Origin of the sequence: Kribbella italica (assembly GCF_014205135.1) — a bacterium.
GTDB lineage: Bacteria > Actinomycetota > Actinomycetes > Propionibacteriales > Kribbellaceae > Kribbella > Kribbella italica.
Map to the genome: position 1 here is coordinate 8,554,625 of NZ_JACHMY010000001.1, position 13,538 is coordinate 8,568,162.

At 70.3% G+C, this 13,538-nt stretch carries 7 protein-coding genes and 1 pseudogene; 5 read left to right on the forward strand and 3 right to left on the reverse strand.

Features of this window, described 5'->3' with window-relative positions; all coding sequences use genetic code 11:
* Positions 1-112: 112 nt before the first annotated feature.
* Positions 113-2,334 (forward strand): annotated as a pseudogene (gene yicI, locus HDA39_RS40210) (alpha-xylosidase).
* Here yicI and HDA39_RS40215 read toward each other — a convergent pair.
* A complete protein-coding gene (locus HDA39_RS40215) occupies positions 2,331-5,183 on the reverse strand; it encodes a glycoside hydrolase family 3 protein (RefSeq protein ID WP_184804589.1) in 2,853 nt (950 codons plus the stop codon). The pseudogene yicI and the gene HDA39_RS40215 overlap by 4 nt on opposite strands.
* A 267-nt stretch (positions 5,184-5,450) precedes the next feature.
* Complete coding sequence (locus HDA39_RS40220) at positions 5,451-6,665, reverse strand: ROK family protein (protein ID WP_184804592.1); 1,215 nt, start codon at positions 6,663-6,665, stop codon at positions 5,451-5,453.
* Positions 6,666-6,822: 157 nt separating this feature from the next.
* Here HDA39_RS40220 and HDA39_RS40225 point away from each other — a divergent pair, with 157 nt between their 5' ends.
* From HDA39_RS40225 to HDA39_RS40240, 4 genes are read left to right on the forward strand one after another with little or no spacing between them, the layout of a single operon-like run.
* Entirely contained in the window at positions 6,823-8,490 is a 1,668-nt protein-coding gene (locus HDA39_RS40225; protein WP_184804595.1) for an extracellular solute-binding protein, read from the forward strand.
* Complete coding sequence (locus HDA39_RS40230; RefSeq protein ID WP_184804598.1) at positions 8,474-9,457, forward strand: ABC transporter permease subunit; 984 nt, start codon at positions 8,474-8,476, stop codon at positions 9,455-9,457. The genes HDA39_RS40225 and HDA39_RS40230 overlap by 17 nt, the downstream gene beginning before the upstream one ends.
* On the forward strand, positions 9,454-10,401 hold the full coding sequence (locus tag HDA39_RS40235) for a carbohydrate ABC transporter permease (protein ID WP_184804601.1): 948 nt from the start codon (positions 9,454-9,456) through the stop codon (positions 10,399-10,401). Before HDA39_RS40230 ends, HDA39_RS40235 begins: the two co-directional genes overlap by 4 nt.
* Before the next feature lie 52 nt (positions 10,402-10,453).
* Positions 10,454-12,403: a beta-galactosidase gene (locus HDA39_RS40240; protein WP_184804604.1), complete on the forward strand. Its 1,950-nt coding sequence runs from the start codon at positions 10,454-10,456 to the stop codon at positions 12,401-12,403.
* Here the strand turns inward: HDA39_RS40240 and HDA39_RS40245 are convergent.
* Entirely contained in the window at positions 12,379-13,410 is a 1,032-nt protein-coding gene (locus HDA39_RS40245; protein WP_184807020.1) for a substrate-binding domain-containing protein, read from the reverse strand. The two genes, HDA39_RS40240 and HDA39_RS40245, sit on opposite strands and share 25 nt — an antisense overlap.
* Between the last annotated feature and the right edge of the window lie 128 nt (positions 13,411-13,538).

Sequence of the window (13,538 nt, forward strand, 5' to 3'; positions counted from 1 at the left end):
GCCCGCTGAGCGGGCGGGGCATTGACGCCGCCGGAGCGCTCTCCTACGGTTTGTCGAAACGCTTCGACAATCGGCTGCGCGGCCGAGCCGCGGCCAGGCAGAGAGGCAGTCGATGAAGTTCACTGACGGCTACTGGCAGTTGCGGCCGGGGCTGACCCGGTTGCGTCCGGCCGCGGTCGAGAGCGTGGAGGCGACCGAACGATCCCTCGTCGTCTACGCGCCGGCCAAGCAGATCGCCGGCCGGGGCGACACGTTGAACCAGCCGTTGTTCACCGTCACCCTCAGCTCGCCCGCGCCCGACGTCATCGGTGTGACGATCGAGCACCACAGCGGTGGGCTGCCGGCCCGGCCGGCGTTCGGGCTGGCGACCGGCGACGACCATCCGGTGAAGGTCGAGATCGATCAGGAGACGGCGCGGTTGACCAGCGGTGACCTCACCGCCGTGGTCCGGCTGGAGGGCCCGTGGAACCTGCGCTTCGAGCGTGACGGCAAGGCACTCACCGACTCCAGCGCCCGCAGCGTCGGGCTGATCACCGACCAGCAAGGGCGGCAGTACCTGCACGAGCAGCTGGCCCTCGGAGTCGGAGAGACGGTGTACGGCCTCGGCGAGCGGTTCGGCCCGTTGGTGAAGAACGGCCAGGTCGTCGACATCTGGAACGCCGACGGCGGGACGTCCAGCGAGCAGGCGTACAAGAACGTGCCCTTCTACCTGAGCAGTGCCGGGTACGGCGTACTGGTGGACACGCCGGCGCACGTGTCGTTCGAGGTCGGTTCGGAGGTCGTCTCCCGCAACCAGTTCAGCGTCGAGGGCCAGCAGCTGACGTACTTCGTGATCGGCGGCCCGGAACCGAAGGACGTCCTGCGTCGCTACACCGCACTCACCGGGCGCCCGGCCCGGGTGCCGGCCTGGTCGATGGGCCTGTGGCTCTCGACCTCGTTCACCACCGACTACACCGAGGAGACGACGAGCAGCTTCGTCGAGGGGATGGCGTCGCGCGACCTGCCGCTGAGCGTCTTCCACTTCGACTGCTTCTGGATGCGCCAGTTCCACTGGTGCGACTTTCTCTGGGACCCGGTCGCGTTCCCCGATAGGCCGGGATGGTGCGCCGGCTGAAGGACCGCGGGCTGCGGGTGAGTCTGTGGATCAACCCGTACATCGCCCAGCGGTCGGTGCTGTTCGAGGAGGGCCGACGGCTCGGCTACCTGCTGAAGCGGCCCGACGGTTCGGTCTGGCAGTGGGACCTGTGGCAGGCCGGAATGGCGATCGTGGACTTCACCAACCCGGCGGCGACGGCCTGGTTCCGGTCCAAGCTGCAGGTGCTGACCGACCTCGGCGTCGATTGTTTCAAGACCGACTTCGGCGAACGGATCCCGGCCGAGGACGTGGTCTGGTTCGACGGCTCGGACCCCGGCCGGATGCACAACTACTACCCGCACCTCTACAACCGAGCGGTCTTCGACCTGCTGACCGAGCAGCGCGGCGACGGCGACGCCGTCCTGTTCGCCCGCTCGGCGACGGTCGGCGGCCAGCAGTTCCCGGTCCACTGGGGTGGCGACTGCGAGTCGACCTTCGAAGCGATGGCCGAGTCCCTGCGCGGCGGGCTCTCGCTGGCGTCGTCGGGATTCGGTTACTGGAGTCATGACATCGGTGGCTTCGAAGGGACCCCGGACGCCGCGGTGTTCAAGCGGTGGGTGCCGTTCGGCCTGCTGTCGTCACACTCCCGGCTGCACGGATCGAGCTCGTACCGGGTGCCGTGGGCCTTCGACGAGGAAGCTGTCGGCGTACTGCGCAAGTTCACCAAGCTGAAGCTGTCCCTGATGCCGTACCTGGCGGCTGCCGCCGAGGAGGCTCACACCGCCGGTACGCCGATGATGCGGCCGATGGTGCTGGAATTCCCGGCCGACCCCGGTGTCGCCTATCTCGAGCGCCAGTACATGCTGGGCCCCGACCTGCTGGTGGCGCCGGTGATGAGCCAGGACGGCGAGGTGCGCTTCTACCTTCCCGACGGGAACTGGACGCACCTGCTGACCGGCGAGCGAGTGGCCGGCAGCCGCTGGGTGACCGAGACGCACGGGTTCGACAGCCTGCCGGTGCTGGTCCGGGAAGGGGCCGTGATCGCGGTCGGTGCGGTGGACGACCGCCCGGACTACGACTGGGCCGACGGCGTCGAGCTGCGGTGGTTCGCCCCGTCGGAAGGGCAGTCGCGGCGGATCGGCCTTCCCGGTCCGGGCGGCGCGACGGTTGCGACGATCGAGGTGACCCTGACCGACGGGCGGCCGGTCGCCCGGGTGCTCGAGGGCACCTGCGACCGGTTCACCGTCACCGTTGTCTAGGGCGTGAACGTCAGCTTCTCCAGCGAGATCGCCGCGCTGGAGAAGACGACGTACAAGGCTCTGACGCCGTCGGCCGCGGCGAGGGAGACGTCGACGTCGGTCCAGGTGTGGCGGTGACCGGTCAGTGGTACGTCGACAACGCCGAGCAGCATCCCGTGCAGCGGGTCGTCGAGCCTGAGCTCGAGTGACGCCGGCCCCGGCTGCTCCGACGCGACCGTCGCGGTGCAGCGGCCGATTCCGGCGGCGAGGGCGGTGTCCTCGAAGAGCAGCCACGCACCGGCTTCCAGCGACCGTACGGCGTCGCCGCGGACGGGCGTCGTGTCGGTCAGCGTGATCGCGCAGTACTCGTCGAACGCCGTCGCGGCCAGTGGCCCGGCACTGACATCCCGCGGCGGGATGCGCTCGCCGTGCACGTCGAAGGAGGCCGTCAGCCGGGTGTCGGTGCAGGATCGCCCGACCAGGACGTTGTACCTGGCCGTTTCGACGCAGCGCCGGTTCCTGGTGACGTCGAAGGACGCGAGGTCCGGTGCCGGCAGTGCGAACTCGACCTCGACGCTTTCGCCGCCCGCCAGGGAGATCCGCCGGAAGTCGCGCAGCTGCCGCAACGGCTGCTTCGTCCGGGACCGCTGCTGGTGGGTGTACAGCTGCACTACTTCCTGGCCGGCGCGGGAGCTGGTGTTGGTGACGGTCAGGCTCACCAGGAGCTCGCCGTCGGACGGCACGGACGTGGAACTGAGCCGCAGGTCGGAGTACGCGAAGGTGGCGTAGCTCAGGCCGTGGCCGAACGGGTACAGCGGCGTTCCCCGGTAGTACAGGTACGTCGCATCGGTCGCGACGATGTCGTAGTCGAGCAGATCGGGCAGGTCCGCGGCCGACCGGTACCAGGTCTGTGGCAGCCGTCCGGCCGGATCCGCGTCGCCGAACAGGACGTCCGCCAGCGCCCGGCCGTACTCCTGGCCGCCGTGGGCCGACCACAGCACCGCTGGGAGCTGCTGGTCTGCCCACTCCACCGAGAACGGGTAGCTGCTGGACATCACCAGGACCGTGCGGGTGTTGGCGGCCTGGACCGCCCGGACCAGGCGCTCCTGGCCGGCCGGGAGGTCCAGCGACGTTCGATCCTCGGTCTCGCGCCCGTTCACCAACGGATGGTTGCCTGTGACAACGATTGCGACGTCCGCCCGGGCCGCGAGCGTGGCCGCCTCGGCGGTGCCGTCGACCAGCGTCTCCAGTGCGAAGGTGGTCGCCGAGCTCGCGTCGTCGGCGGTCGCGGTGACCGACCCGTCGGCGTTCACGACCACGTACCGGTCACCGGCGCGGTGCCGCAGGATCACGTTCGTCTCGGTGGCGAACAGCAGCTCGAAGGTCTCGTTCACCACCCAGCTGCTCGGGCCGGGATGGTCGGCCCGCAGGGAACCGCTGCCGGTCACCGTGACGAACGACCCGGTCTGTGTCGATCGCAGCGTCCAGGCGCCACCACCCCAGTCGAAGAGGTCGAAGCCGCCGGCCGGCCCGAGCCCCAGCACGCCGTCCTCGCCTGCGCTCAGGCAGCCGCCGGGCGTGCGCAGCTCGATCCGGTCGGCACCTTCGCAGAAGTCGACCGCATCGGCCCCGAGGCGTTCGACCAGGCCGTCGCGGGCAGTGACCCGGTACGGCAGCGTGCCGGAGTACCAGTCCTCGTACAGGGTGTCGGCCAGCGGCCCGACGATCGCCACCCGGCGGGTGGTCGCGGAGTCCAGCGGCAGCAGGTGGCACTCGTGCTTCAGCAGCACGATCGACTGCCGGGCGGCCTCCTGGGCCAATTGCCGGTGCGCCGGACAGCCGATGACGGCTTCGCCGAGGTCCGCGTACGGATCGAGCTCGGGCGGGTCGAACTCACCCAGGCGGAACCGCACCGCCAGCGCATGCCGAACGGCCTCGTCGACGTCGGCCTCGGTGAGAAGACGCCGCTCCAGCGCGGCGGTCAGGTGCTGCACCGACGGGCCGGCGTTGTCGTCGTCCTGCGTGAAGCTGTCGATCCCCGCCGTCAGGGCCGCGGCGTACGCCGACGGGCCGTCCGCGTGGTAGCCCTGGAGCCCGACCAGGTTCGCGGGTGCGCCGGCGTCGCTCACGACCAGCAGGTCGTCCTCGGTCCAGCCCCGCAGAACGTCGTTGATCAGCGGGCTCAGATGGGCGGGCCGTCCGTTCACCAGGTTGTACGACGGCATCACCGCGACGGCCGCGCCGGCCTCGATCGGAGCCCGGAAGGCCGGCAGCTCGTAGTCGTGCAGCACCCGCGGCGGCAGGTTGCTCGAAGTCGTGCACCGGTCCGTCTCGTTGTTGTAGGCAAGAAAATGCTTCAGGGTCGGCGCGGTCTTCAACGGACCCGGCGCGGTTCCGGTCAGGCCCCGGCCGTAGGCGACCGCCAGCTCGCCGGTGAGCCAGGGATCCTCGGAGTAGCCCTCCTCGTTGCGGCCCCAGCGTGGATCGCGCAGCGGGTTCACCACCGGGGCCCAGACGTTGAGGCCGACCGCGGCGGGATCGCGGTGGTGGAACGCCCGCACCTCGTCACCGACCGCGGAGCCGACGGCCTCGATCAGCTCGGTGTTCCAGCTGGCGGCGAGACCGATCGCTTGCGGGAACACCGTGGCCGGTCCGAGCCAGGAGACGCCGTGCAGGGCCTCGGTCCCGGTCCGGAACGGCGCCAGCCCCAGCCGCGGGACAGCGCCCTGGTGCTGATGGAGGAGCCCCAGTTTCTCGGTGAGCGTCAGCCGGTCGAGCAGGTCGCCGACCCGCTCCGGCAGTTTGCGGGCCGGGTCCCGGAACGCGGGCGGGACAGCGCTGGACGGCGTACCGGGTGGGGAGGTGTTCATCGCAATCGGGCTCCGGGGCGTTGGGCCGTCTGCCGACGGACGGCGGTCGAAGCGCTTCGACGAACGAAGGACGTGCACGTCTGTCGGAAGCATTCATCGAAGCGCTTCGATCAAGGGTGTCTGAGAGCGTCGCACCCCCGGGGCGGACGGTCAAGATCTCGGCCCGGCCCGCGCGACCGAACCGCAGCGTCCGAAGAACCGCGATGCGTCCGAAGAGGGGTGCGCTATAACCTCGGGTTCTTCGGACGCATCGCGGTTCCTCGGACGTTACGGCTGGGGGTGAACGGGTGGGGCCGGCAGGTGGCCCGAGTCGAGGCGGTCCAGGGAGCGGGCGACGGCGCCGATCGACGGGGCGTCGTGGCCGAAGGCCGACACCACGACCTGGCAGCGCCCGTTGACCGCGACCAGCGCGCCGTCGGTCAGCTCCTGCTCGATGGCCGGCGCCAGCCAGCGGCCGAGCGCCGCGTACGAACCGCCGAGGACGACGAGCTCGGGATCGAGTAGGTCGACCAGGACGGAGATGCCCTGGCCGAGCAGGCCCCCGACCTCGGTGAGGGTCTTCAGCGTCGCCGTGTCGCCGTCCTCGGCGCGCCGGACCAGCTGGTCGGTCCGCAGTTGTGGATCGGTCTCCGGCCCGTCGGCCTGATCGAGCCGGGCCAGGATGGCCGGCAGCGAGGCCATCGCCTCCAGGCATCCGCGGCGGCCGCACCCGCACAACGGCCCGTCCGGCTGGATCCGCAGGTGCCCGATCTCACCGGCGTACCCGTGACCTCCGCGCAGCGGCCGGCCGTCGCTGATCACGCCCGCTCCGACACCGGTGTCGCCGGACAACTGGATCAGGTCCGCGGTGCCGGCGAACGCGCCGTACCGGTGCTCGGCCAGGGCGCCGAGGTTCGCGTCGTTGTCCACCATCACCGGGAACGCCGGGCGGCCGAGCGCCGTGACCAGGTCCTGGCGTAACGGCACGTCACGCCAGCCGAGCCCGGCCGCCAGGACGACGGTCCCGTCGCGGTCGACCAGCGCCGGTACGCCGACGGTGAGCCCGAGCACGTCGCGGCCCGAGGCGTGCACCGCCGAGATCGCGCGGCGGGCCAAAGCGGCCAGTGCGGCGATCGTCTTGGCCGGGGTCGCGCCCACGCCCGGCCCGGACCGGTGCCAGCGCAGCAGCTGTCCACCGGCGGAGTCGTAGGCGATCGCGGTCAGCCCCCGGAGGCCGACCTCCATCCCGATCGCGGCGTACGCCGAGCCGTCGAGCACCAGCAAGGTGGCCGGCCGGCCGACGTGGTTCTGGGTCTGCTCGGTCTCGCGGGCCAGCCGCCGGGTGATCAGGTCGGCGACGATGCTGGTCACGGTGGCCTTGTTCAGCCCGGTGCCGGTGGCGATCGCGGCGCGCGAGCAGGGCGCGTCGGCGCGGAGGTGGCCGAGCACGGCGGCGAGGTTGGTGGCGCGGACGTCGGTGTGGTCCGCGGTGTGAGGGGTCAAGGTCCGTCCTCTTCGGCTCGGTCGGCGCGCGGTGGGTGCGCCTGGGTCAGTTCTACACCTTGTGGCCCGATCGGTCCTGAGCTAATTTGTTTGGCTACTAGCCCAACTAATTCTACCCCGGAACGGCCACCCGTTCCCCGCCGGAAGGGATCCCACCGTGATCGCACCCGCAGGCGGCTCGACCAGCCGCCGGACCTTTCTCTCCCTGCTCGGCGCCGGGGCGGCCGTCGCGACCGGCGGCACCGCCCTCACCGCCTGCTCGAACGACGGCAGCGGCTCGTCGACCAGCGGCCGGGCCGAGACCGAGGACAAGCTGTCCGCGCTGCTGCCGGCGTACATCGCCTACGAAGCCGTCAAGCCGGACCTGCCGGGCAGCAACGGCGCGTCGCCGGGATTCACGGCGTACCCGGCCGAGCTGAAGCGGGCGGTGCCGGACAAGGCGGTCACCAGTGGCAAGGAGGTCAGCGCGATGACCCCGTTGTGGGGCCCGCTGCCGCCCGGCCTGGGCAACAACTCCTACTTCGACGCGAACAACGAGCGGATCGGTGCACCGGTGCGCTTCAACGTTGTCAACGGCAACGAGTACGGCGACAAGCTCGGCCCGGTGCTGGCGGCCGGCAACGTGCCGGAGCTGCTCTGCATCCCGGGCTGGGAGATCTCCGGGCAGACCCGGTTCGGGCAGGCGGCGGACAAGCTCTTCGAGGATCTCACCCCGTATCTGGCCGGCGACAAGGCGGCGGCGTACCCGATGCTCGCGAACCTGCCGACCCGGGCCTGGGCGTACGGCGTGTGGAACTCCCAGCTGAAGGCCGTGCCGTTCCCGGGCAACGGCCTGCCCTGGGCGCTGTACTACCGCAAGGACCTGTTCACGAAGCTGGGCGCGGAGCCGCCGAAGACCACGGCCGATGTACTTGCCCTGGGCAAGGAGCTGACCGACGCCAAGGCGGGCCGGTGGGCGTTCGGCTCGATCATCGACGAGATGGCGCGGGCCTTCCGGGCCCCGGCCAACTGGCGCAAGGACTCCAGCGGCAAGCTGGTGCACAAGATCGAGACGCCCGAGTTCGAGGAGGCCGTGGCGTTCACCCGGACGCTGTTCCAGTCGGGCTACGTGCACCCCACCGTGGTCGGCAACGCCGCCGCGGACCAGAAGCCGTTGTTCGAGGGCGGCCAGATCCTGGTCTACCAGGACGGCCCTGGCTCGTGGGCCGAGGCGCTGCAGCGGCAGTTGCCGCTGAACCCGGCGTTCGACATGCAGGCGGTGATGCCGTTCGCGCACGACGGCGGGGAAGCGATCGTCTGGGCCGGTGACCCGGCGGGCATCTTCACGTTCGTGAAGAAGGGACTCGGACAGGAGCGGATCAAGGAGCTGCTCGGGGTGCTCAACTACACGGCCGCGCCGTTCGGCACCGAGGAGTACCAGTTGGCCGCGTACGGCGAGGAGGGCAAGCACTACACCAAGGAGAGTTCGGGCGCTCCCAAGCTCACCGCGCTGGGGACCAAAGAGGTCGCCAACACCTACATCTTCCTGGGCGGCCGGCCGGACGCGATCACCCAGAGCCAGTACCCGGGCTACGTGGAGGCGATGAACACCTGGCAGAACGAGTCCTGCAAGCGGTTCGACAAGAACCCGTTCGAGGGCATCCGGGTCGAGGCTCCGTCCAAGCTGGCCGGGCTGAACCAGCCCTTCGACGACAAGCTGCAGGACATCTTCCGGGGTCGCCGGCCGGTCTCGGAGCTGAAGGCGGCGGTCGAGGCCTGGCGGTCCGGCGGTGGTGACGAGGGTCGCGACTTCTACGCGAAGGTACTCAGTGACAACGGTCGATGAGGTGCGGACGCCGACCGCTCCGCACCAGACTCCGGCCCCCGTCCCGCGCCGGTCCCGGCCGCACTGGCGGCTGCGGCTGCGGCGCGACTGGCCGCTGCTGCTGATGGTGGCGCCGGTGATCGTCCTGCTGCTGCTCTTCCACTACCTGCCGACGCTCGGCAACGTGATCGCGTTCCAGGACTACTCGCCGTACGTCGGGATCCGCGACAGCGAGTTCACCGGACTGGCCAACTTCAGCCGGATGTTCGGCGACGGCGCGTTCTGGTCGGCGCTGGCCAACACGTTGACGATCACCGCCTTCCAGCTGGTGTTCTTCTTCCCGATCCCGATCCTGCTGGCGCTGCTGCTGAACAGCGTGCTGTCCGTGCGGGTGCGAACCTTCATCCAGGGTGTGGTCTACCTGCCGCACTTCTTCTCCTGGGTGCTGGTCGTGTCGCTGTTCCAGCAAATGATCGGCGGCGCCGGCCTGCTCGCCCAGAGCCTGCGCGCCAACGGTTTCCAGGCCGTCGACCTGATGACGAATCCTGACAGCTTCATCCTGCTGGTCACCGTCCAGGCGGTCTGGAAGGACGCGGGCTGGGGCATGATCGTGTTCCTCGCCGCGCTGAGCACCATCAATCCGGCGCTCTACGAGGCCGCCGCGGCCGATGGCGCGAACCGGTGGCGCCGGTTGTGGCACATCACGCTGCCAGGTCTGCGTCCGGTCATCGTGCTGCTGCTCATCCTGCGGCTGGGCGACGCGCTCACCGTCGGCTTCGAGCAGTTCATCCTGCAACGCCAGGCCGTCGGCGCCGGCGCGGCCGAGGTGCTGGACACCTACGTCTACTTCGAGGGCCTGCTGGTCGGAGACTTCGGCTACGGCGCGGCCGCCGGGTTGTTCAAGGGACTGGTCGGCCTGGTGCTGGTGCTGGCCGCCAACAAGTTCGCCCATCTGGTGGGCGAGCAGGGGGTGTATTCGCGCTCATGAGCTCACATGCCGTCAAGCCGTTGTCCCGGCCGGCGCGCCACCCGGACCGACCGATCTGGGAGGAGGAGCCGACCCTGATCGGCCGGCTGGGCAAGCCGGTCGTGCTGGCGCTGGTCTTCCTGATCATCGCCTTCCCGCTGTACGTCGTGGTCGTCACCAGCCTTTCCTCGACCGAAGCGGTGACCCGCGCGGGCGGACTGGTCGTCGTCCCCCGGGAGCTGACCCTGGCCGCGTACGTCCAGCTGCTGTCGGGTGGCGTGGTCACCCGGGCCCTGGTGATCAGCACTGTCATCACGACCGTCGGTACGGCGTTCAGCCTGCTGATCACCGTGCTCGCGGCGTACGGGCTGTCCCGGCCGGGATCGCTGTGGCACCGGCCGTTGCTGTTCGTCGTACTGCTCACGTTCCTGTTCGGGCCGGGCATCATCCCGAGCTACCTGCTGGTGAGCTCGCTGGGCCTGATCGACAGCTATGCCTCGCTGATCCTGCCGACCGCGATCTCGGCGTTCAACCTGATCGTCATGCGGGCGTTCTTCATGGGGATCCCGACCGAGCTGATCGACAGCGCGCGGATCGACGGCGCCGGTGAGTTCGCCGTGCTGGCCCGGATCGTGCTGCCGTTGTCGAAGGCGGTGGTCGCGGTGGTCGGCCTGTTCTACGCGGTCGGCTACTGGAACTCGTTCTTCACCGCGCTGCTCTACCTCAACGACAACTCCAAGTGGCCGCTGCAGCTGGTACTGCGGACGTACATCGTTCAGGCCCAGGTGCTGCCCAGCGGCGCCGGGGGAGTCACCGCCTCGCCCGCGCTCGGCCTGGCGCCGGCTCCGAGCCTGGCGATCAAGATGGCCATCGTGGTGCTCGCCGTGATCCCGGTGCTGCTGGTCTACCCGTTCATCCAGAAACACTTCACCAAGGGCGTCATCATCGGCGCGGTCAAGGGCTAGGGCGGAACGAGATGACGATCGAGCGCAGGCACTTCCGGTCCGGAGAACCGGTATGACGGGGTTGTACTTCGGCGGCGACTACAACCCCGAGCAGTGGACGCCGGATGTCTGGAAGGACGACGTCGCGCTGATGCGTCGGGCTGGTGTCAATCTGGCGACCGTCGGTGTCTTCGCCTGGTCCAGCCTGGAGCCCGAGCCCGGGCGGTACGAGTTCGGCTGGCTCGACCAGGTGATGGACCTGCTCGCCGACGGTGGCGTGCAGGTCGACCTGGCCACGCCGACCGCCTCGCCCCCGCCGTGGTTCAGCCTGCGGCATCCCGACGCGTTGCCGGTGAACGCGGACGGCGTCCGGTTGTCGCACGGTAGCCGAGACACGTACTGCGCTTGTGCCCCGGCGTACCGGGAGGCGGCCGTGGGGATCGCGCGGGCGCTGGGCGAGCGGTACGCGGGGCATCCGGCGTTGGCGATGTGGCACGTGCACAACGAGTACGGCACCGTCTGCCACTGCGACCACGCGGCCTCGTCGTTCCGGCGCTGGCTGCGGGAACGGTACGGAAACCTCGGCCGGCTGAACGAGGCCTGGACGACGGCGTTCTGGAGCCAGGGGTACTCGAGCTGGGAGGAGATCCGGCCGCCGCGTGCCACGCAGTACCTGGTGAATCCGACGCAGGCGCTGGACTTCCGGCGGTTCTGGTCGGACGAGCTGCTCGCCGCCTACCAGGAGCAGAAGGCGATCCTGCGCGGGTTCACTCCGGACCTTCCGGTGACCACCAACTTCGTCTTCGGCGCCTGGGTGCCGGTCGACCACGCCCGCTGGGCCGCCGAGGTGGACCTGGTCGCGATCGACCACTATCCGGGTGATGCGGGCCTCGGCGCGGAGGAGCAGACCGCGTTCGCGGCGGACCTCGCGCGGTGGTGGGCGGGTGGCCGGCCCTGGTTGCTGATGGAACAGGCGGCCGGGTCAGTGAACGTCGAGACCCGGTTGCACACCAAGGAACCGGGGCGGATGACCCGGCACAGTCTGGCGCACGTCGCCCGTGGATCGAAGGGTGCGCTGTTCTTCCAGTGGCGCGCGTCGCGCGGCGGCGCCGAGATGTGGCACTCCGCGCTGGTCCCGCACTCCGGCCCCGGGACCCGCAGGTTCCGTGAAGTGGTTGCTCTAGGCAAGATGTTGCCGCGGCTCGCCGAGACCGGGGCCGGCGCGGTGCGGGCCGAGGTCGCGATCCTGTGGGACGTGGAGTCCTGGTGGGCGATGCAGGCGACCCACCTGCCGTCCGCCGAGCTCGACTATCTCGCGGCCGTGCAGGCGGCGCACCGGCAGGTGTGGGCCGCTGGGGTCGGGGTCGATCTGCCGGGGCCCGCGGCCGACCTGACGTCGTACCGGCTGGTCGTGGTGCCGAGCCTGTACCTGGTCCCGGCCGAGGCGGCGGCCTCGATCGCGCGCTACGTCGAGGGCGGTGGACACGTCCTGGTCACGTGCTTCAGCGGGATCGTGAACGAGGACGCGCAGGTCTGGCCGGACGGCTACCCCGGCGCCTTCGCCGGGCTGCTCGGAGTCCAGGTCGAGGAGTTCCATCCGGTCGCCGAGGTACGGCTCGCGTCCGGCGGGCAGGGGCGGGTGTGGAGCGAGGACGTGCAGCTCACCGGAGCCGAGGTGATCGACCGGTACGCCGGTGGAGTGCTGGACGGATCGCCGGCCGTCACACGGAACGCGTACGGCGAGGGCGTCGCCTGGTACGTCTCCACTCAGCTCGACGACGAGGCGTACCGGACTCTGCTGGAGCAGGCGATGCGGGCAGCGGGCATCGAGCTGCCCGGCCTGCCCGCGGGAGTCGAGCTGGTACGGCGTGAGGCGAACGGGACGACGTGGGACTTTCTGCTCAACCACGGGGACGCGGAGGCCGTCGTACCGGCTGATGGGCTGGACCTGCTGTCCGGCACGGAGGTGCGTGGACAGCTCGTCCTTCCCGCCGGCGGTCAGGCGGTGGTCCGGTCCGACTGAGTCTCCGGAGCGGCGCAGGTGCTCGCGCGGGCGGTGAGTCGCGCGGGCACCAAGGTGACCGTCGACGTTCCGCTGCCTTCGAGTTTGCCGATCAGCGCCTCGACCGCCTGCTGACCGATCTCCTCGGTGGGCAGCGTGACCGACGACAGCTGCGGAACGTGCCGCTCGGCCACGTCGTCGGCGCAGATCGCCATCAGCGACATGTCCTCGGGGACGCGGCGGCCCAGCCGGCGCAGGACGTCCAGCAGCGGGCCGATGATCGGCTCGTTCTGCACCACCAGGCCGGTGATCCCGGGATGCGCCTCGAGCAGCTCACCGACGGTGCCGAGCACCGCGTCGAAGGCCGGTTCGCAGGGGGTCTCGATGCCGACGACGCCGCGGCGTTCGGTCGCGGCCCGGAAGCCGGCCAGCGTGCGGTGCGCGAAGCCGGTCTGCCGGGCGTAGACGGCCGATGGCGTCCCCAGCAAGGCGATGCTGTGGTGACCCAGGTCGGTCAGGTGGTCGACACACTGCTCGGCGGCCGCGAAGAAGTCCAGGTCGATACAGGTCAGGCCGTCGGTGTCGGCCGGGATCCCGATCAGCACCGACGGCATCGGCAGCTCCCGCAGCAAGGGCACCCGCTCGTCGTGCAGCTCGACGTCCATCACCACGAGCGCGTCGACGAGCGCGCTCTGCGAGACCCGCTCGAGTCCGGATCGTCCCTCGTCGGCGGTCAGCAGCAGTACGTCGTGGTCGAAGCGGCGTGCGGTGGTCACGACAGCTGTCGCGAACTGCATCAGGACCGGGACGTGCATACCGGCTCGCAGCGGAATCACCAGGGCGAGGACGTTGGAGCGGTTCGAGGCCAGCGCGCGGGCGCTCGCGTTGGGCCGGTAGCCCAGCGCCTGAACGGCCTCCTGCACCCGGTCGCGCGTCTCGGACGAGATCGACCGCTTGCCGCTGAGCACGTAGGACACGGTGCTGGCGGCCACGCCGGCGTGCCGCGCGACATCGGCGATCGTGACGATGGCTGCCTCCTCGGTCGCACTAGTGGTCGAAGCGCTTCGACCACTGTCCGCTCACAGCGTCGAGCGACGCCCGGGATCTGTCAAGGCCGAAACACGGTCGGGACCCGCGCCGGTGCGTTGCCGTCGGC